This window comes from Emticicia sp. MM, assembly GCF_001649495.1.
Genome location: NZ_LXHX01000113.1, coordinates 55631 through 76758, shown reverse-complemented (window position 1 = coordinate 76758; position 21128 = coordinate 55631). Strand labels below are relative to the sequence as shown.

Sequence of the window (21128 nt, the reverse complement as noted above, 5' to 3'; positions counted from 1 at the left end):
AAAAACACAAAAATATTATTTCAATGTATATATTTTGGCACGTTTTTATCTTACTTTAATTGACGTAATCCTATAATCGAGTGAAGTATTTTCTAACCCTCATTATTTTAATCACATTGTTCGAGACAACTAATGCTCAGATAATGTATCGTACACGATATCGTACAGCTATCATGGCGGAGTCTTTTGCGATTAGTCCATTGGGCTCGATAAATGTAGAATATCTGCCGGTTAGGTGGCAAAACAGTTTTTTAGCATTACGTACAGGAATTGGTTTTTTGCCCGGTGGCCAATCTACTGGGGTTGGTCAGGTTGCCAATGGTGGAGGTGTTTCGATTCCAACGTCGGTTACCTATAATTATTTGATTAATAATCTTCGTAAAGGTATCAACAAAAGAGTGAGTGTAAGGTGCAAATCAGCACCATCGAAAATTGCGGCAGAATGGTTTGTTGAAATGGGTACTGGCTTAACGCCCGTTGCGTATAGAAGTGCTGAAACTCGTAGCTACATATTTGGGATTTTGGGGTTGCGACAACAAGTTATTTTTGATATTCCTCCACACCCCAGAGTAGTTTTTTTGAGGGTAAATGTAACTCCTTCTTATTCATTCGGTAAATATGAACTTCGTGGAGGTGTTAGCTTGGGGGTTTCTCTTTAAGATTCCTATATTTGTAATTACGAACCACCCAACTGATTTTGAGTGAAACGGAAAATTTATCTTACTCCCATTCATGGAATTAGAAAGCAGTTTGTTAAGTGGGGAAGTCGGATGTTTTTTCTATAAAATTCATTTGACACCAATATATGTCGAAAATCATTTCAGATTTGGGGCAGGGTTGAGTTTAGGACATTCGATTTGATATTCAACTACTTTTAATGAATATTTGCCGTTTGCATAAAATTTTTCAGAAGCTTTTTGTATTCAGTAATGTTTACTTGTTTTTGAGTTTCTGACCAAGCTAATTCAACAGCCATGATTTCGGCAACGTTATCAACCGAACTAAATGTTGCCTGCCAATCCATTAATTCCATTCGAGTACGGCGAGCAAAAAAATCTCTCAAACTACCTACCATTTCTTCTCGGATTGTATAAATAACTTCGGCTTTGATGAAAGGATAGTTTTGATGAATTCGGTCAGTTTGATTGGAGTTTTCCAGCACATCATTAGCCTTAGTCCCATATTTTTTCACTAAATGCTGACAAATATCTTCGTCGAGCTTATACTTTTCCTGAATATTTTTCCATTCTTCAAAAGTATAATTTTCTCCGCCAATCAAGTAGTGTTGCTCAGTTCTACATTCAGTTTCGTTATTCAAAAGTTTACAGGCCTCGTCAATGGTATCTTTTGCCATTAAGCGGTAGGTCGTCCATTTTCCACCCAGTAAACTCAATAAGTTAGATTTTTCGTCATATTCCACTTCATGGTCACGCACGAGTTTTTTGGTAGCTTTAGAGCCAGAAGAAGCAATGAGCGGACGTAAACCACCAAAGCCTGATTTTATTGCTGATTTTTCGGGAACTTTAGCCAAATATGGGCGAAGCGTATCGAGTAAAAAGTCGATTTCTTGTTCAACTAAGATAGGCTCTTTTTCTAAATCACGGTATTCGTCATCGGTTGTTCCTACCATTACTTCTCTTTCAAACGGAATCACAAAAATTACTCGTCCATCTTTGGTTTTTGGAATCAACATTGCATCTTGGCTACGTAAAACTTCGTGCGGAAGCATAATATGTACACCTTTGCTTGGACGTAAGCGTTTTTCTTGGTCAGGATTTGCCAAAAGTCTGATGCTATCTCCGTGTGGGCCAGTGCAATTGATGAACAGCTTGGCTTTTACAGTGATATTTTTTTCAGATAAATTATCTGTAACGATAGCTGTTTTCAGTTTTCCTTGAGTATCTTTTTCAAAACCTGTAATTGAGGCATGATTGACTACAACTGCTCCTGCTTCGTCGGCTGAGTGGGCGAGAGCCAAACAATAGCGAGCATCATCAAGCTGGCCATCGTAGTACATAACCGAGCTATGGAGTTTGGGTGTTAGCGTAGGAATATGCTCAAATGTTTCTTTTTTATTGAGCCATTCAGCTTTGGGCATTGAATCATTTTTTGCGAAAAAACCATAGATTGTAAGTCCAATTTTGAAGTAAAAACCCTCAAACCAACTAAAGACAGGGGTAATCAACGCCAAAGGATGAGCCAAATGTGGGGCATTTCGGATAACTGTGTGGCGTTCTTCGAGACCATGTTTTACCTGACGGAGTTGAGCAAAATCAAGGTTTTTGAACGCTTGTTCTAAGTATCGTACACCGCCATGAATCAGTTTAGTTGATTTAGACGAAGTTTCAGCAGCAAAATCTTGTTTTTCAATCAGAGCTACTTTGAAGCCTCGTAGAACTGCGTCTAAGGCACAGCCTGCACCGCTCGCACCCCCACCAATGATGCAAATATCAAATTCTTCGTTTTGTAATTTTTCGAGGTTTTTTACTCTGTTCATGCAATAATTTTGTAAGTATTTTTATGAAAAGCGGATTTTAGCGAAAGTTAGTATTTAAAAACTTCTTCAATTTCAATGCCTGGCAGTACAGTAGATTGGATAAGTTTACCTTCAACCAAAAGTTTGCTGCCAATAAATTTAACTTTTTTGTTTAAAGTATGAACCATTACGTATTCATCGAAAGGATAGATGAGCCAGTATTCTTTTCCGCCGTTTTCTTCATATACTTCAAATTTTTCTTTCATTTTTTTGCGGCTATTGCCTGGCGAAAGAATTTCTACGATTAGGTCAGGAACTCCAACACAGCCATCATCATAATAATTTGTCTAAATCACAAATCACACATAAGTCGGGCTGAACGATAGTATGAACTTTATTGCGTTTAGCGTCTTTGCGAGGCGTCAGACGAACATCAATCGGCAAGGACTCTTATCCCAAAATCTATCTAATTTACTGAAAATAAATCGAAGACTTTCGTGATGATTCCGTGCTGGTGCGGGCGACATCTTGAAGATTTTTCCTTTTATCAATTCTATACGTTGCGGAATACCACTTACCTTAAAATTCCATTTGAGTAATCGGCATAAGTATATGTTTTGTTTAAATCAATTTGTTCGAGAGTCATAGTTTTATTGCGTTTAGCTTTTGAAATTATGATTTACGAGTATCTTAATTTCATTATATTTTGCAATTTAAGCATTTTTCTCTCAAAAAATTAATTCATCACCAGCTCTTTTTCTATGGCTTCAACACCATTTGAGATATTTACAATGTATGTTTGTAGCTGAATATTAAAAGCTTGATGATATGCAAAACTCATTTTTTTAATGAATTCATCAACTGCATCGGCCTTTATTAAATTTATAGTACAACCACCAAAGCCACCACCCATCATTCTTGCTCCTACCACTGCTTCAAAATCTTGGCTTTGCTCAACCAAAAAGTCTAATTCGGGACAGCTGACTTCATATTCTTTGCTTAATCCTTCGTGAGTTTCGAACATTTTTTGCCCAAAGATGCTTAAATTACCATTTTCGAGAGCTTTACAGGCAATACTTACTCGTTCAATTTCTTCAACAACATACTTGCAACGTTTGTAAACTATCGGCGACAGTTTATCGGCTTGACTACTTAGCATTTGCATCGTTACATCTCGCAGACTATCGACCTGAGGAAACGCACTTTGAAGTATTTTTATACCTTCTTCACATTCGGCTCGGCGTTGATTATATTCACTGTCACCGAGGTTGTGTTTTACTCCTGTGTTGCATAAAACAAGGGTGTAATCGGGGAAATCGAATGGGAAATATTCAAAACTAAGGTCTTGACAGTCAAGTTTGATTACTGCATTTTCTTTGCCATGAATCGAAGCAAACATGTCCATTATTCCACAATTTACGCCTGCGTATTTATGTTCGGCTTGTTGGGCAATTAGTGCCAAATCAAGTTTAGAAAATTCTAAATTATATAGCTCATTGAGGGCAAAACCAATGCCACTTTCAACTGCTGCAGATGATGACAAGCCAGCACCAAGTGGAACATCTCCACCAAAGACCACGTTAAATCCTGTATTGATTTGTTTGCCTTTAGAGGTGATTTCTGCCAAAACTCCAATTAAAAAATTAGCCCATCCTTTTTCTGATTTTTGGAGATTATCTAATGAAAATTCGTACAAATCATCTAAATCATAAGCATAAACTACACATTTTTGGTCGTTTCGAGGTGAAATAGCAAAATAAATGGCTTTGTCGATTGCAGCAGGCAACACGAATCCATTATTATAATCCGTATGTTCACCTATGAGATTAATGCGGCCTGGAGCTCTAACTGAAAGTGTAGGGTTTGTGTTGAAATATTCTTTAAATTTTTTGGTTAAAATAGCGTTTGTCATAATGTTATAATAGAGATAATGGCAGTTTGATTCAAAGGTTTAGAATTTTATGAAAAATACTCCAAAATACTAACCTTTCAAACGTTTGGAAAAAAGAAAGCCCCAAGAAACTTAGGGGCTTCTACGAATGTTTTGTTAACTTAATCACTTTTTTTCTACTGTTATCAAAAATAGTGTTTTTTTTAATGTTCTGTATAAATAGTTTTAGATATCACGTATAGCCTTTGGTGTGCAATCGTTTGACTATCAATATTTTGATTAATTCATAACATTGCAAAGCATTGCACATAATTTGTTTTTGTATGATTTCAAGAAAATGTATGATGTTTTTGTTGAATCTTAATAATTTATTTTAAATGCTCGAATGTTTTGCTGGTTGATACCAAAAAATATATTGTTTTTTATTGATAATGATGAGCGTACATCTCCTTGTAAATTAAAGCCCGATCGACGTTGCGGAATGCTTGCAAACTCTCCTTTACCATCCCCTCTCAGCAATAGGCCATAGTTGGCATCATACTTGCCAAATTTTAAGCGTGATTTATTCAAATTACCAGCTAAAATAAGGTCTTTGTTTCCATCTTTGTCGTAATCTAAGATTGTTATCGTAAATATTGGAGCAAATTGTGCTTCGATTGGCAAGGGTTTTTCTTCAAACTGTCCTGCTTGATTTTGAACTAAAAGTGCTGTTTTTAGATAATTAGCTTCGAGTTTTTTAGCGTCTTTTAGTTCGTCTTCACCGAAAATATCGGTTAAAGTTGCATTTGAATAACTATCGTAAGACGTAAATTTGGGGCGTTTGGTTGGCACTTGCTCTAATAATTCGTCACGAGTTAGATACGGATAGCTTTGTGCTTGAATATATGTACACAAAATAGGGTCGATGCTACCATTATCATCAAAATCTTTATAATATAGTTCTACAGGCTGTTTATCGCTTGCTTTGGCTTGGCTATTTAAACCTAAATTTCCGACCAATAAATCGGGTGCACCATCGCTGTTGAGGTCTTCTACTACAAGTTTATTCCACCAGCCAGATAGTTTTCGGTCAAAATAATTTTCGGTTTTATCAGTTAGTTTTCCATTTTCATTTTCAAAAACCGTTATAGGCATCCATTCGCCAACTATTATCAATTCTTGCTTTTTATCTTTGTTTAAATCAACAAAAGCAGCATCCGTAACCATGCCGATATTTTTTATATTTTCGGGTGTGTTTTCTTTAAATAGTGGCGACGCCCCGTTCCCTTTGCCTTCATTAATCAACACATAACTGCGAGGAATGTTTGGATATTTACCGATAGAAACTCGCCCGCCCACAAAAAGGTCTGGTTTTGAGTCTCCGTTGATGTCGGCTACTCGTACACAACCAGTACTTGTGAGCATAGCGGGTAGGGCAGAAGGGCTAAGTTGAAAATCGCCTTTTCCGTTATTCAAAAATAATTGGTCTTGTAAATTAGGGTCGCTTTCGGTGAAATTTCCGTAGCCACCATAAGCCACATAAATATCTTGGAAACCGTCGCCATTTGCATCGAAGAAAACAGCATCACTTACATCTGCATTGGGGTTAGAAGGGAAAGGTTTCTTTATGAATTGTAAAGAAGTACCATTCGATTGAATGTAAAGTTCGCTACCTTTTCCGTAGCTTCCGCCTATAAATATATCTTCGAGGCCATCTTTATTTACATCACCTTTGACCATAATTGGACTAATAAATGACTGAGAATTAGTCAATAGAGGTTGTCTTTTAAAGTCATTATGCGTGGTTTTGTTTTGAACTGAAACGATTGGTGAAGTTATTTCTGCAAAAAACGTGTTGTTGTGAATGTTTGGATTTAGTTTTGCAGAAGTATTTTTTTCTTCCAAAACCAAAGTTTGATTCGCCTGAACGTTTTTCAAAACTTGACTTTTATCCGAATTCCAAACTACTTTTACCGAATCTATTTTGGTATTTTTGCCCAAACCAAAATTCATCACAAAACTCACATTTGACTGATAACCACGAGTAGGCATTTGTTCTTGGTATTGAGTATTTCCTTGGGCATAAAGATAAACTTTTGCTCCAATTCCCATTTTGTTGCCGTTTTCACCATTGAGTTTTACCTTCAAAAACTGATTGCCAAGCTTGGTATTCGCTTCATTTTGATAAATAAATGCGGGCGAATTGATGTTATTTACAACCAAATCTAAATCTCCATCATTATCTAAATCAGCATAAGCCGCCCCACTACTATTCGATTGCTCACCCATTCCCCAATTTGTGGTTTGGTCTTTAAAGTTTAGCTTCCCATTATTTCTGAAAATATAGTTTTTTACATTCGATGAAGGCATTTTTTGCACTAATTCAAGTACATCGGTTCGTTGAAAACCACCTTGTTTGGTTGCCATGAAGTCATCCATGTATTTCAAGAAATCAAGATTCGTATAGTCGTGCAGATAGCCGTTGGTGATGTATAGGTCTTTCCAACCATCGTTGTCATAATCGGCAAAAAGTGCCGCCCAGCTCCAGTCGGTGTTCGAAATTCCTGAAACCTGTCCAATTTCGCTAAAAGTGCCATTTCCGTTGTTGAGTTGGAGCATATTTCGCATATACTGGTAATGAAAACCAGACCTTACGCCCAAATCAAATTTATCATAATTATCAGGCGACATCAATAATTTCTGACGACGATTATCTTCGGGAAGCATATCAAGCGTAAAAATATCAGGTAGTTGGTCGTTGTTTATATCGGCAACATCATTTCCCATCGAAAAATTAGAAGTATGTCCGATTTGTTCGTGGCTTACTTCTCTGAATCCTCCTTTTTGATTATTGATGTACAGGCGGTCAGGCACAGCATAATCATTACTTACATAAATATCTGGCCAGCCATCTTGGTTAATATCAGCAATTCCTGCTCCCAAACCATAAGATAGTGCCGAACTTTGAATGCCTGCTTGGCGAGTTATATCTTTGAAAAATCCATTATCATTGCGGTAAAACCTCGAACCACTCACTGCATCGTCAACTTTAGTGAGGGCTGCCGTACGGGTTTCATCAAGAACTGGCAGGGATTTTATGTTATGATTGAGCAAGAACATATCTAAGTCTCCATCTTTATCGGCATCGAAGAAATAGGCGTTTGTGCTTGAGGCAGGGCTATCAAGTCCAAATTTTGCTGCTTGTTCTACAAAAGTTGGAATTCCATGGGCATCGTTACCTTGATTGATGAACAGTTCGTTTGCTTTCTTTTCGGATTGTAGATTTCCTGAATGACACACATAAATATCCAGTTTCCCATCGGCATTAATATCTGCCATCGTTGTGCCAGTTTTCCATGGGCCTTCTCTACCTGCTACACCTGCTTTAGTGGTAATATCTTGAAATTGCATCGTCCCTTTATTCAGATACAATTTATTTTGCTGCATATTACTTGTAAAGTAAAGGTCTTCAAGTCCATCACCGTTTACATCACCAACTGCTACTCCGCCACCATTATAGAAATATTCGTACATCAATACATTGGTATTTAGGCCTTCGTTAATGACATTCTGAAAGTCAATATTAGTTTTATCTGGGAAAAGTAGGGTAAAGATTGGTTCTTGTTTATCTTGTTCTTCGTTTGTATTTTCTTCAGATGGAGAGTTTTTACAGGAAGAAAAGAATAGACTTATTGATAATAGGTATGTGATGGTAGAAATTTTCATTTTTAGGTTATAAATCTCCGATTGAGATAAAAATATGTAAGCTTGAGATTATAGAACAAATATACAAAGTTGTGCATAACTTCCCGAAAGTTTTAAACTTTAGGGAAGTTATTTGAATAAAAAAAGGGTAGCCAAAAGTTTTAATACTTCTGACTACCCGATTGTCTTATAACAAAAGATTAGTATCCAGGGTTTTGGATTAATTTGCTGTTACGGTTCATTTCGTCACGATGAATTGGTAAGAAATAAATTTTATCATCCCAGTTACGATTTTCTTTACCTGGGTCAATTTTACCGACAGTATAAGAATAATCGTAGTTAGTTGGGTCGTATTTGTAAGTGGAAACGTTTTTACCTGCTTTTAATGTACCTTTCACTACAATAATACTTGCTTTTCGTCCGAGTGTTGTTGGTGCAATCATCCAACGACGAGCATCGTGGTAGCGTTGTTCTTCAAATACCATTTCGATACGACGTTCGTTGCGGTAACGTTGGCGTAGAGCGTCGCCAGTTTCTGTAATTGCTGGCATACCTGCACGGAAACGAATTTGATTTAACCATTTTTGAGCCTCAAGGTCTTCGCCAAGTTCGATACAAGCCTCAACGTAGTTGAAAATTGCCTCAGTATAGCGTAAAAACGGCCAAGGAATTTGTTGCCAAGAGTTTTGGTCAACTAAACCTGGATTTGGGTCTGTAAACTTACGCATATAATAGCCAGTGTAGCTACCATTCCAGTCTTCGATGCTACTTTTACGAGTATCTAAACCGAAGTGAACTTTTTTAGCACCACCAGAAACAACTTCATATTCACCAGTTTGGATTTGGTTGGCAGGGTCAAGTGGGGCTGCACTTGCCGAACGTGGTTTCCAAGGTGAACCTTCATACAAGATAGTTGATTTCATACGTGGGTCACGGTTATCGTAAGGAGCTTTTGCGTGTTCAGGCTTGTTCCAGTCGAATTTCGAGCCATCCATCATTTCATAATCATCAATCAACTCTTGGATTGGCGTATTTCCAGCCCAGTTGTTATAACCATTTGGTCCGTTGAAAAGACCAACACGTCCACCATCTTCGTTTTTACTTTGGATAAAGTAGCGTCCAAAGATGATTTCGTTTTGCCCACCATTTCTTGCCAAAGATTGATTCATATAGTTGGTTGCTGCAACATCGGCTGAAACAGGAGCAGTAAGTCCTAATTGGAATCCAAATCCTGGTAAATCTAACACTGCTTTTGCGGCAGCTTTAGCTTTTTGCCAACGTTCAGTGCGGTTGCCACTTGGAAAACCCATCAATTCTGGTTTTCCGAAAGCAGCCATTGCTTTCGATTTTGCTTTGGCAGTTGGTACATCATACAAATCACTGGCAGCATAAATCAACATACGAGATTTTAGAGCCAAAGCAGATGCCTTCGTTGCACGGCCTTTTTGAAGTGATTTTCCATCAAGCAATACTGCCGCTTCGTCGAGGTCTTTCACGATAAAGTTTAAACACTCTTCAAAAGTATTACGGGCAGACAAGAAATCTGTATCTGATAGAGAGAATGCCTTATCTACGATTGGTACACCACCGTAGTAGCGAACTAATTGGTGGTAGTAATAAGCTCTCATAAATTTAGCTTCTCCCTGCAAACGTTCAACAATCTTGTTGGTATTTGGGAATTGTGGGTTTGCTAAATTTCTCAATGCAAGATTACAGGCTCTGATACGTGAATACATATTTACCCAACTCAAAGTACCATTAATCCAACCTGGGTCAGCAGGATTAGTTCTACCTTCGGTAATGGTTGTTATACCTCTACCAGGGTGTGTGAAAATAGTTTCATCAGTTAGTGAAGCGAGCATTTGCTCATTAAAACCACCAACTCCTAGGCCACCATAAAGTTCGCTTACAAAAGCTTCTGCTAAAGCCGCATCGCCCCAAACTACATTTTCAGATAACTGGTCGAGTGGTTTGGTATCTACAAAGTCATCATTACAACTAATCGTAAAAAACGAAACTGCAAAGAATGACAAAATTAATTTTTTATACATTTTCATTTTTCTATTAATTAAAATTTAACATTTAAGCCTAAGTTTATAACTCTTGATTGAGGATAGTACTGACCAGTTGTACTTGCTGTTTCTGGGTCAAATACTTTCAATTTGTCAATCGTAAACAAGTTGACACCACTTGTATAAATTCTCATACTGCTAAAACCAACTTTTTTGCCAATTGACTCAGGAATTGTATAACCTAACTCAAAGTTTTTCAGACGCATATAATCTGAACTTCTTAACCAATAAGTGTTATTATTTGAATAGTATTGGTCAGAGCGGTTAGCGATACGTGGGTGTACATCACTTGGATTGTCAATTGTCCAACGGTTTTGATAAATATCAAGTAAATAGTTACCGATATTACCCATTTCACCTGCACTTACGTATTGTTTTGCACCAGCAGCACCCTGAATCAAGATTGTTAAGTCGAAGTTTTTGTATTGACCACCCAAGTTGATACCACCTTGGAAGAGAGGAAGCGTTGTATTATCGGTTCTTACTTGGTCATCTGGAGTGATTTTACCATCGCCATTATAATCTTTGTACTTCATATCTCCAGGGCGAAGTTCTTTTACGATTGCTGAGTAGTCAATGCCACGAGCATCAATAGCTGCTTGGTCTTTAAATACACCATCGTAAAGGTAAGCCATGAAAGTATTCATTGGGCGACCAGTAGTACGTTGCCATTCAGGAGCACCAGGAGCTTCATCCCAGAAATCAATTCTGTTTTTAGCATAACCACCGTTTACGCTTACATTATACTTAAATTCACCAGTTTGGCCACGGTAGCCAACATTAAAGTCGAAACCACGGTTAGATACTTCACCAAAGTTTTGTGCAGGAAGCGTAATACCAGTTGATTGCGGCACTGAAGCATTTTTGAACCAAAGGATTTTTGAACGCTTATTCACAAAATAGTCCATTTCAAAACTGATTTTACCGTTGAATAATTGTCCTTCTAAACCAAAGTTTGAATTAGAGGCAACCTCCCAAGTAATGTTTTCGTTTGGAAGACGAGTTTCAAACAACGTTTTTTGCTCGGCATCACCCAAGATATAGCTACGGAAACCGTAAGTTGACAAATACTGATAAGTAGCAGGCGTATTAGAGTTAGGAAGGTTTACTTGGTCATTACCCAATTGTCCCCACGAACCTCTCAATTTCAAGAAGCTAATAAATGAAAGGCTTTTCATGAATTTCTCTTCTGACATTACCCAACCTGCCATTACACCAGGGAAGAAACCATAGCGTGTTGCTTTAGGGAAACGGTCAGAGCCATCGTATCTCCACAAAAACTCAGCTAAATATTTCTCTTTGAAGTTATAAGCCACACGACCAAAATAGTTGATACGAGCAGTTTCATAACCACCACCACCGTTGTTTCTCTCCAAGTCACCACCTGCAAACATTTGGTCGAGAGCTGGTGAGATGAAATAACGACGGAAAGCATTAAAGTTATTTCCTTCGATAGTTTCAGTATTTGTTCCTGCTAACACAGTAAGACCATGATTGCCGAATGTACGTTCGTAAGTAGCAACAGTACCCAACAAGATATTCAATTGGTCGTCATAAGATTGGTTCAAGTTTGGTTCGGCTGGACCTCTTTTACTTGCAACAAGCTTAGGGGTTGTGCCATCTGCTTCAAATCCAGAACCTTGTTGGTAAAGTGTCCATGGAATTTGCCATAATTTTCTTGTGCCGAGTCTTTTGTCAATCGCTGCTGTTCCTGTAATTTTCAAGCCTTTCACCCAAGGAATTTGAATATCAAGTGAGCCATTTGTTTGAATATAATCTTGTTTTTGACGGTCATAACCAGACAAGTCAGTAGTGATTACAACTGGGTTTTCACCATTTTCGATGTCAGGGCCTGGAAGACCATTTGGCCAGTAGGCTTGTTGTTGTGGTTTTCCACGCATCTGCATTCTGAAGATAGCACCTGCCGAACGAGTAGGATAGTTACGTGCTTCTTCACGACCTAAAATACCAACATTTAAGTTGATATACTTGTTAATTTTAGCATCTAAATTCAAACGAATATCATATTGTTGGTAAGCAGTAGCCGAATTTTTATAGAAACCATCTTGATTTTGGTAACCAAGTGATGCTAAGTATTTTACGTTTTCAGTTCCGCCTGAAATCTGTAAGTTATGTTGCGTTTGTGGTGACCAAGTTTTCAAAGTGGCTTTATACCAATCTGTATTCGGGTATAGCCAAGGGTCAGAACCATCAGAATATTTTTGAATATCTGTTGGTGAAAACGGAGCTTTTCTAATTGTTCCATTAGGACGTGTAAAAGAACCAGTCGATTTGTAAGCCGCATTAGCTGCTGACCATTCGCTTACGGGTAAACCATAAATATCAAGGTCATTAAGCATACTCACATACTGAGCTGCATCTGTCAATTTAGGGATTACTGTTGGTTGGGAAAAACCTTGGTTTGCTGAGTATGAAACTACTGGTTTACCAGTTTTTCCACGTTTGGTAGTAATCAAGATTACACCATTCGCCGCACGAGAACCATAAATGGCCGCCGAAGCATCTTTCAAAACTGAAACACTTTCGATGTCATTTGGATTGATACGGTCAAGTCCACCTGCACGATTCGGAATTCCATCAACTACAATAAGGGCATCACCATTGTTGAGTGTGTTCGAACCACGAATACGGATTGCCGAACCGTCAGCACCTGGCTCACCACTACGGTTTACTGCCACAACGCCCGCCATACGACCTGCGATTGAGTTACTCAAGTTTACTGTTGGTGACTTGATTAGCTCCGAACCTTTTACCGATGCTACCGAACCAGTAATGGTTTCTTTTTTCTGTACACCATAACCTACCACAACAACTTCACCGAGCGTTTTTGTGTCAGTTGCCATACCCACATTGATTGTTGCACGATTTCCAACGACAATTTCTTGAGGCTCATAGCCAACGATGCTAAACACTAACACCGCTTTACTATCAGCCACCGCAATAGAATACTCACCATTCGCATCAGTTGTTGTACCTTTTTGAGTGCCTTTGATGAGAATGCTTACTCCTGGAAGAGCTTCTCCTTTTTCAGCATCGGTTACTTTTCCCGAAACTTTTTGCTCAAGAAATTTGCCCGAACCAGCTTTGGCAAAAGCATTCGGAGCAGACAATGCTCCTACCGCTCCGAGAAGTAGTACTACTAATGCCCGCAGAGTAAATTTTTTCATAGAAATTTTTTGATTAAGGTTAATAAACATTTTGATTAAACATCGCCTAAAGTTAAATTAAAATCTTTTAATAAGTATAGGTAAAATAATGTTTTATGTAGAGAAAGATGTATTTTTCTAAGAAAAATGCTTATTAAAGACTCATATCTATATTATTCATATTTTGCAATCGTTTGCACAAAATGATAATATTCCGTTGATTATTTGCCTTATTCTTAGCATAAAGAATGCTATTTAGGTTTCTGATTATAATGACCCATTTGAAACAATTCTTTTCAATGTTAACATTAGTAAGTTGTGCAATCTATATACGTCATTAGGTTTTGAAGGGAATGATTTTAAAATTTTTTAAAATCACTTTTTTATTTAACTTGCGAGAATATACTCAACCTATTAAAATCTATACAATGCAAAGACATCAAGCTACAATCAAGGAAATTGCCCAAAAATTGGGCGTTTCTATTTCGACTGTTTCGAGAGCTTTACAAAATAATACTCGTATCGGCTTAAGAACGAGAGAAAGAGTTTGGGAATTGGCAAAATCAATGCACTACGTGCCGAATCCAGCCGCTATTTTTCTGAAAAAGAATCGCACATATACTATCGGAGTTTTACTGCCTTACCTACAAGAAGAGTTTTTTTCAATGGCGATTTCAGGTATTGAAGATGTGGCTTTGGAGAAAGGCTACAATGTAGTGGTGAGCCAGTCAAGAGATAAGTTTGAGAGAGAAGAAAAAGCACTGAAATCGTTTCTAAGTAGCCGAGTTGATGGCGTAATTGCTTCAGTAGCTGCTGAAACCAATAATTATAGCCACTTCAAGGAAGTCGAAAACTTTGGTACACCATTGGTGTTTTTCGATCGTGTGCCTCGAAACCTTAATGCCAATAAAGTACGTTGTAGTATCACGGATGGAGCTTTTGAAGCCATTGAATTTTTGATAAGTAAAGGCGTCAAGCGAATTGCTTTAATGAATGGTCCATCGAATCTAGAAGTATGCGATGAGCGTTTAAATGGTTATCTGACAGCAATCAAGAAATTTAATCTGGAAACATCGCCCAAATACATCAAAGCTACTGATTTATCAAAAGATGATAGTATTGTAAAAATGGAAGAATTATTGGCTTTGGACGAACCACCCGAAGCAATTCTGACTTTTAATGATTATGTAGCACTTTATGCTATGCAGGTATGCAAACAGAAGGGTATTGTGCCTAATAAAGATATTTTGTTTGTAAGTTTTGCTAATCTACCGATGACATTTTACTTAGATAATCCTCCACTGGCGTCGGTCGAGCAGTTTGCTTACAATATGGGTATAAAGGCCACTGAGTTATTAATAAATATCATCGAAAATCCAGCAGAAGAAATGCCACCTTATAGGGAGATTTTGATGAATACAAAATTGATAGTGCATTAAAAAAGGTTGAATAAAACTCAACCTTTTTTAATACATGTGCTTAGTTATCGAAAATTATTTCATGCGATTAACTTTCTAATTCAATCTCGGATGTTTCTTCAATAACTTCCACTTCATTAGAAAATAACGATATAGGCTCATATTGCTGCTCCGTTATTTCGAAGAATCGTTGGTGAATATCAAATGCTGATTCTTCGGAAGAAAGTGAACATACTACTCTTTTGTAAGTTCCATCTTCTTGAAGTTCATAGGCATTTACGTTGTCTCTGAGGTTAAAATCCAAAATGTGCATGACTTGACGTTTAACATCTTCATCAACAATTTCAAACAATGATTCGATACGTTTATCAAAACTTCTTACCATAATATCAGCACTGCCACCGTACAGTTTCGGATGAGTATTATTATGAAAATAGAAAATGCGAGCGTGTTCGAGGAAAAGACCAACGATTGAGCGTACCGTAATATTTTCGCTCAAGCCCTTACGTCCAGGGCGTAAACAGCAGATTCCACGCACAATCAGTTTGATTTTTACTCCAGCTTGTGACGCCTTGTAAAGTTCATTGATTACGTACTGGTCTTCCAACGAATTGAGTTTGATACAAATGCCACTCGGTAAGCCATTTTGGGCATTGGTTGCCTCATTGCGTATCATTTCAATGAGTTTATTACGCATATCACGAGGCGATGTAATCAGATTATGATAATCGGCGGGTTGTGAATGTCCTGTGATTACATTAAAAAACTCCGAAATATCTTTCGTATAAGTAGGATTGCTCGTTAGCAAGCCAATGTCTGTGTAGAGTCTTGCCGTGTCTTCATTATAATTTCCACTGGCCAAGTGAGCGTATTGGGTTACTTTATTACCTTCTTTTCGTACAATAAGCATGAGTTTGGTGTGGGTTTTATACCAACCAATGCCATAAATTACGAAGCAGCCCGCACGTTGAAGTCGATCAGCTTCACGAATATTATTTTCTTCATCAAAACGTGCTTTGATTTCAAACAAAACTGATACGTGTTTACCATTTTCGGCCGCTTTCAGAAGGGCCTGAGTAACACGAGATTTCTTGGCAAGTCTGTAAATCGTTAATTTAATAGCCAGAACATCAGGGTCTTCGGCTGCTTTTTCGATGAGTTGAAGCACAGGCTCAAAATTGTTATACGGATGGTGCAACAACAAGTCTTTTTCACGAATTATCTCAAAAATGTCAGCGTTTTTATCTCTTAATCTTGGATGTGTAATTGGGGGATGCACGGGCTTGATGTCTTCTTGAAATTCGGGATGGCGGATAATTTGCCACAAACAAGTGTAGTCTATCAAACATTCATCGAAAAAGATGTTATACTTGTCAATTTCGAAGCGTTTTTGGAGCATCGTAAGCATCCATTCGTTTGGATTTGGTTCAATTTCCATGTGAACCACTCGGCCCAATCGACGACTTTTGATTTTTTGCTTGATTTCGTCCACAAAATCGGCTTCAATATCATCGGACTCTTCGAGCGTAAAATCTCCGTTCCGTACAATTCGGAACAAATTGACCGATTGAATTTCGATGTTTCGATAAAGTTTTTTTATCTCATGACGAACAATTTCTTCGATTGGTAAAAACAAAATTTCCTCACCACGCTCAATCGGAAAAAATCTCGGTAGATTGCTCGGGATTTGTACAAACGAAATTTTCTTATTTTCGCTATCATCAGGGAAAAGCGTTGAGCGGTTAGCATCGGTCACAACGCCAAAAATCAAGGTTTTGGCAATCAAAACAGGAAAAGCGTGTGTGTGGTCGAAGAGCATTGGCGTAAGCATTGGATAAACGGTGTTATCGAAATACGCAATGGTTTCTTCTAATTCGTTCGGAGAAAGTTCACTGATTTTTACAATCCTAAACTTGTATTCCGAAAATAATGGCTTTAGCTCTTCCTTAAAAATACGGTCTTGTTCTTGGCAAAATTGTTTCACCGAAAGCATAAGGGCTTTTCGGAAAGGAATTTCACGTAAACCAGAATAATCAATACGTTCTTTGTTGAAATCAAGATAATTGTAGAGGCTACCCAATCGAACCGTAAAAAACTCGTCAAGATTTGAGGCTGTAATGGCCAAAAATTTTAATCGTTCAAATAAGTTAAGGTCTTTTTCACGAGTTTGGTCAAGTACACGCTCGTTGAATTTCAGCCAACTTAGATCACGGCTCAAATAATTCGATTGTTCAATACTATCGGCATAGCGATTGATTTTTGAATCTTCGGCAATACCTTTTGTTTCGCTATTTTTACTACTGGGTACTAACCCATTTAAAAATGAAAAAAGGCTACTTTTCGAGCCTTTGTCATTGGGTGCGTTTTTTATATTTTCTTCCATCGCTCGACAACAAAATGTGTTCTGCGAAGTAAGTCAAAAATGGTGTAAAATTCAAGAATTTAATAATAATTTAACGTTAGACGATCAATTCTAATGGTATTTTAATGGTGGCTGAAATTATCCGTTAATCGCACGTAGAGTATGTTGTTTTGCTATCAATTACAGCAGTATTATTTACGAAAATTGACTGAATTCTTTTAGGAATCGTAATCTTGGCAATGTTGTTTGAAGAACAAGTTAGCTTGAGTATTTCAGAATTATTGCATAAATCAAGGGCTGATAGCGTATTGTTTGAAACATCTAAAATGCGTAATTTAGTGTTTTTACTTAGATCAATGCTGGTCAGTTTATTATTGTCGCACTTTAATTCCATTAAGGCTAAGTTATTCACAAGATTAAGTGATTTAAGTTGGTTTTTCGATAAATAAAGTATTGAGAGTCTTGTAGCTGCATCAACAGAAATCGTAACGAGTAAATTATTGCTCGCATTAAGTGCATATAATTGTTTGCTTTGAATGCTTAAATCTTTTAATTGGTTATTCACACAATTTAGAGCGGCTAAATTCAGGTTTCGACTCAAATCAATGCTTGTTAGAAGGTTAGAAGAGCAATCAAGCGATTCTAAGGCACTATTTTGAGTTACATCAAGATTATCAATTTGATTTAGTGAACAATCTAAGTATGTCAATGATTTAAAGCCTTCAATGCCAATCAAAGATTTGATTTGAAGATTTGGTAAACTCAAAACCTTAATGTCTTCGGCGTCTGTTTTTTTTATTTGTCCATTAATGGTGCTATCAGAGTCAATTTTTTGAGCAATTAATGCTTTCTCAAAATTGCTGTCTTTGATAAGAATGATATTTGGGTCGATTTTGATAGTGCGAGAACTACAAGCCATCACGAAGCCAAAGGCTACCAAACAAGAATAAAAATATTTTTTCATTGTCATACTATTTTAATTGCAGCCATTTATCATGGCTTCAAAAGTTGAACCACTATTAGAATTGATTGAAAGACCTGGGAGAAATAAAATCGAAGTGGCAGCATTCACTTTAATGGTTGTGTGATTTTCTCCAACAGGGTTTATTTTGTTGGATAATTTAGCTGATTCATTATTATTATATTGGTAAATGCCACTACTAATATCATTATCTGGCGATGTAAGACTCAAGACTGTAGTATTACATTTATAGATTTTCAATTTTAATCGGGCTGTATTTGAAACATACTTTGCCGAATTTTGATAAGTGTATTTTAGAGAGTCGGTTCCAAGAAAATTTTGAGAGGTAGGTTTAAACCATATTATACCAGTACTATCAACCGAGAATTTTCCATTTGGAGTTGTGTAGCTGCTCTGGATACCCGCAAGATTTATGTTTAAATCGAAAGTTAAATTATTGAAAGCTGCTTTGGGTAAATCATTTGCTTTAACATTGCATGCAATAGAATCTCTATAAGGTAAAACGAGTGAGTCTGGGGTGGCAATAGGTACTAAGTTGGCATCGTACCCATCCAAAGAATACCGCCACATAGCACCCGTAAAGCCTAAAAGATTGTTTGACCCCATACCATAACCACTAAACATATATGTATGTGAGCCTGTTGTGATATGATTAAGTGTATTGACCGATGCACCAGGTATATTAGTTGTACTTTCGACTTTAAGTCCTGCTGATACGGGAGTATTATTAATCATATTATCTACTTTTACTGCCTCCCAATTGCCTGTAGTGGGGTTTATTCGCCAAATATCTCTCAAAAAAGATGAGTATTGTCTTAGACCACCAGTCATATACAATTTACTATCGCTCCCTACCCAGCAATAAGGTGCATTTCTCGAACCAGGATTTGTGGCAGTTTGTGGAGGATTTAAGGCTTCATTTCCTGAGATTAACGTCCATTCGTTGGTGGTAGGGCTAAACTTCCAGAGGTCACCGTATTCATCTACTCCATGAGATTCGGCATAGCCACCATAAATCCAGAAATTACCGCTATTATCTTGCCAATACCCATAGTCTGACCTTGCACGAGGATAATATTGTATTGTGGGATTGTATCCAGTACCAGGATATACTCCATTGGGACAATCCTTACAGAATGGTTGGTTTTTATTGCCACTGATAAACGTCCAATTTTTAGTTGTAGTATTAAATTTCCACAAATCATTATACGATAGCGAACCGCTTTGTGTATCAACTGCTCCACCGTACATCCACATATTATTGTCATTATCAAACCATGCTCTGGCTCTATATCTATCGCTCGGTTTACTTTGAGAACCAGCATATTCGTCAAAAAAAGTAAATTTTTTTGACGTTGTATTATACCGCCATAGGTCAGAACGAGTATATGTTTCAGCTGTATTTTTATCTCTATAAAGTCCACCAAAAAACCAAATGTTTCCATCTTTGTCAACTGCCGATGCCATTCTGTTTCTGCCACCAGGGTGAGCAGTACTGCTTTCTTGCCCAATCGGCCCAACAATATTTTGCCAACCTAAATCAGAAATAAAAGCCCACTTTTGCTGAGAAATGTCATATACCCAAAAATCAGATGAATATTCAGATTCCAATGAAGCACCTCCATAAACATAAATTTCATTATTATTTGTAATACCACCAGCAGGATGTTCTCTGACCGAAGGTTTAATGGCACTGTCTAAAACCCAGGGTGCTCCTCGAACACTTAAAGGTGAAGGTAAGGGGCGAGGGAAAATCCAAGTGGCATCGCTTACTAAATATCCAGACATCCAAGTCCATTGATTTTGTGAAAAACAATTCAAAGAGATAGCACTTAAAAAAATGAAGAAGATAGTTTGCTTAGATTTTATACAGGAAAGTACAGTAAAAGCTACGCTTTTAGAATTAGGCATTTGCGGTATTAGAAAATTTACAGGTAACAAGTTTTGGAGGCACGACAATTATAAACTAAATAATAATAGCTTGTAGTTTTTCGCAGTTCAACTTGTTTTCGTTAACAAAACTAAGATAAAAATGATTAAGATTCAAGGAAAAGTCTCTAAAATTTCTTATTCAAATAGGCAATTTTTGAATAAATAACGGTTTTAAGACCCTTTTTATTTGATTAAAAATAAAATTATTGTCCTAATTTTATGTACACATTTCGTGGGTATAACGATTTATAATTTAGTAATGATTCAAAAGAAGATATTTCGATTAAAAAGAACTATCTTTACAAAAATGATATTTTTAAATAGCCTCAATGAAATTACGAGTAGCTTGTCAGATTGATTACGAATGTCCCGAAAAGGTTCCTTTAATTTTGATGCTTCGTCCACAAAGTGGAGCTGCTCAGCAAATTTTAACTGAACAATTCTCTATTTATCCAAATACTATTTTTTCCGAATACCAAGACATTTATGGTAACCTGTGCCAAAGATTATTGAGTCCAATTGGAAACTTTACGATTCAGACTTCTGCTCTCGTCGAAACTTCAGATACAATTGATGTAAACTTTGCGGCACGAGCCTTACCAATTGAGCAATTACCTGATTTTACACTAATTTATCTATTACCAAGTCGATATTGCGAGTCTGACAGGTTTTTGATTATGGCCGATGAAATCACGCAATACTTTCAGACTGGCTATGACAAAGTCAATGCAATCTGTCAATGGGTGCGGAGCAATGTAGTCTATGAGTATGGATATAGTTCTTCATCTTCATCGGCCTGCGATATTAATCTGAGCCGTATAGGTGTATGCAGAGACTTCTCTCATCTTTGTATTGCCCTTTGCAGAGCTATTAATGTTCCTGCCCGAATGGTTGTAGGTTATTTACATGAACTTGACCCAATGGATATGCACGCATGGTTTGAAGTTTACCTTGAAAATCAATGGTTTACTTTTGATGCTACCCAAGCACAAGCCAAAGGAAATCGAGTAGTTTTGGCTTACGGGCGTGATGCCAGCGATGTGGCTTTTGCTACTCAATTTGGCGATATTTATCTCAATAATATGCAAGTATCAGTAGAAGCAGTCTCATAAATCGGTGAATTATTCATTATTTTTGCCCCAAA

At 37.3% G+C, this 21128-nt stretch carries 12 protein-coding genes; 3 read left to right on the top strand and 9 right to left on the bottom strand.

All coding sequences use genetic code 11. The annotated features are described in order from the left end of the window. Window positions 1-143: 143 nt before the first annotated feature. Window positions 144-659 carry a hypothetical protein gene (locus A6M55_RS15280; protein WP_064198390.1) on the top strand — a complete coding sequence of 172 codons (516 nt, stop codon included), beginning with the start codon at window positions 144-146 and terminating at the stop codon, window positions 657-659. 215 nt (window positions 660-874) lie between these two features. On the opposite strand, the gene A6M55_RS15275 is transcribed toward A6M55_RS15280, so the two are convergent. The 6 genes from A6M55_RS15275 to A6M55_RS15250 form a co-directional block, all read right to left on the bottom strand. Further along, on the bottom strand, window positions 875-2497 hold the full coding sequence (locus A6M55_RS15275; protein ID WP_064198389.1) for a glycerol-3-phosphate dehydrogenase/oxidase: 1623 nt from the start codon (window positions 2495-2497) through the stop codon (window positions 875-877). 47 nt (window positions 2498-2544) lie between these two features. Next, window positions 2545-2742, bottom strand: coding sequence for a Uma2 family endonuclease (locus tag A6M55_RS17605; protein ID WP_229235549.1), 198 nt, complete (start codon window positions 2740-2742; stop codon window positions 2545-2547). A gap of 470 nt (window positions 2743-3212) precedes the next feature. After that, on the bottom strand, window positions 3213-4388 hold the full coding sequence (locus tag A6M55_RS15265) for a galactokinase (RefSeq protein ID WP_064198388.1): 1176 nt from the start codon (window positions 4386-4388) through the stop codon (window positions 3213-3215). Window positions 4389-4727: 339 nt separating this feature from the next. Next, a complete protein-coding gene (locus A6M55_RS15260; protein WP_064198387.1) occupies window positions 4728-8072 on the bottom strand; it encodes a VCBS repeat-containing protein in 3345 nt (1114 codons plus the stop codon). Between the two features lie 179 nt (window positions 8073-8251). Next, window positions 8252-10108 carry a RagB/SusD family nutrient uptake outer membrane protein gene (locus A6M55_RS15255; protein WP_064198386.1) on the bottom strand — a complete coding sequence of 619 codons (1857 nt, stop codon included), beginning with the start codon at window positions 10106-10108 and terminating at the stop codon, window positions 8252-8254. An 11-nt stretch (window positions 10109-10119) separates the two neighbouring features. Then, the gene (locus tag A6M55_RS15250; protein WP_064198453.1) at window positions 10120-13311 is read right to left on the bottom strand and encodes a TonB-dependent receptor; all 3192 of its coding nucleotides are present in this window, start codon (window positions 13309-13311) and stop codon (window positions 10120-10122) included. Between the two features lie 407 nt (window positions 13312-13718). Between A6M55_RS15250 and A6M55_RS15245 the strand changes: the two genes are divergently transcribed. Beyond that, window positions 13719-14729, top strand: coding sequence for a LacI family DNA-binding transcriptional regulator (locus A6M55_RS15245; RefSeq protein ID WP_064198452.1), 1011 nt, complete (start codon window positions 13719-13721; stop codon window positions 14727-14729). A 67-nt stretch (window positions 14730-14796) separates the two neighbouring features. Here A6M55_RS15245 and ppk1 read toward each other — a convergent pair whose 3' ends face one another. The 3 genes from ppk1 to A6M55_RS15230 all read right to left on the bottom strand — a co-directional run bounded on the left by ppk1 (window position 14797) and on the right by A6M55_RS15230 (window position 19840). Beyond that, complete coding sequence (gene ppk1 / locus A6M55_RS15240; protein WP_064198385.1) at window positions 14797-17091, bottom strand: polyphosphate kinase 1; 2295 nt, start codon at window positions 17089-17091, stop codon at window positions 14797-14799. 124 nt (window positions 17092-17215) lie between these two features. Next, entirely contained in the window at window positions 17216-18034 is an 819-nt protein-coding gene (locus tag A6M55_RS15235) for a leucine-rich repeat domain-containing protein (RefSeq protein WP_156511081.1), read from the bottom strand. A 12-nt stretch (window positions 18035-18046) separates the two neighbouring features. Continuing rightward, window positions 18047-19840 (bottom strand): kelch repeat-containing protein, encoded by a 1794-nt coding sequence (locus tag A6M55_RS15230; protein ID WP_064198383.1) that lies wholly within the window; start codon window positions 19838-19840, stop codon window positions 18047-18049. A gap of 473 nt (window positions 19841-20313) precedes the next feature. Here A6M55_RS15230 and A6M55_RS15225 point away from each other — a divergent pair, with 473 nt between their 5' ends. Next, the gene (locus tag A6M55_RS15225; protein WP_064198382.1) at window positions 20314-21096 is read left to right on the top strand and encodes a transglutaminase family protein; all 783 of its coding nucleotides are present in this window, start codon (window positions 20314-20316) and stop codon (window positions 21094-21096) included. Window positions 21097-21128: the final 32 nt, after the last annotated feature.

Excerpts from the sequence above, each read along its gene's own strand:
- A6M55_RS15280 (WP_064198390.1), top strand. The coding sequence starts at position 144 with ATGTATCGTACACGATATCGTACAGCTATCATGGCGGAGTCTTTTGCG.
- A6M55_RS15275 (WP_064198389.1), bottom strand. The coding sequence starts at position 2,497 with ATGAACAGAGTAAAAAACCTCGAAAAATTACAAAACGAAGAATTTGAT.
- A6M55_RS17605 (WP_229235549.1), bottom strand. The coding sequence starts at position 2,742 with ATGAAAGAAAAATTTGAAGTATATGAAGAAAACGGCGGAAAAGAATAC.
- A6M55_RS15265 (WP_064198388.1), bottom strand. The coding sequence starts at position 4,388 with ATGACAAACGCTATTTTAACCAAAAAATTTAAAGAATATTTCAACACA.
- A6M55_RS15260 (WP_064198387.1), bottom strand. The coding sequence starts at position 8,072 with ATGAAAATTTCTACCATCACATACCTATTATCAATAAGTCTATTCTTT.
- A6M55_RS15255 (WP_064198386.1), bottom strand. The coding sequence starts at position 10,108 with ATGAAAATGTATAAAAAATTAATTTTGTCATTCTTTGCAGTTTCGTTT.
- A6M55_RS15250 (WP_064198453.1), bottom strand. The coding sequence starts at position 13,311 with ATGAAAAAATTTACTCTGCGGGCATTAGTAGTACTACTTCTCGGAGCG.
- A6M55_RS15245 (WP_064198452.1), top strand. The coding sequence starts at position 13,719 with ATGCAAAGACATCAAGCTACAATCAAGGAAATTGCCCAAAAATTGGGC.
- ppk1 (WP_064198385.1), bottom strand. The coding sequence starts at position 17,091 with ATGGAAGAAAATATAAAAAACGCACCCAATGACAAAGGCTCGAAAAGT.
- A6M55_RS15235 (WP_156511081.1), bottom strand. The coding sequence starts at position 18,034 with ATGAAAAAATATTTTTATTCTTGTTTGGTAGCCTTTGGCTTCGTGATG.
- A6M55_RS15230 (WP_064198383.1), bottom strand. The coding sequence starts at position 19,840 with ATGTCTGGATATTTAGTAAGCGATGCCACTTGGATTTTCCCTCGCCCC.
- A6M55_RS15225 (WP_064198382.1), top strand. The coding sequence starts at position 20,314 with ATGAAATTACGAGTAGCTTGTCAGATTGATTACGAATGTCCCGAAAAG.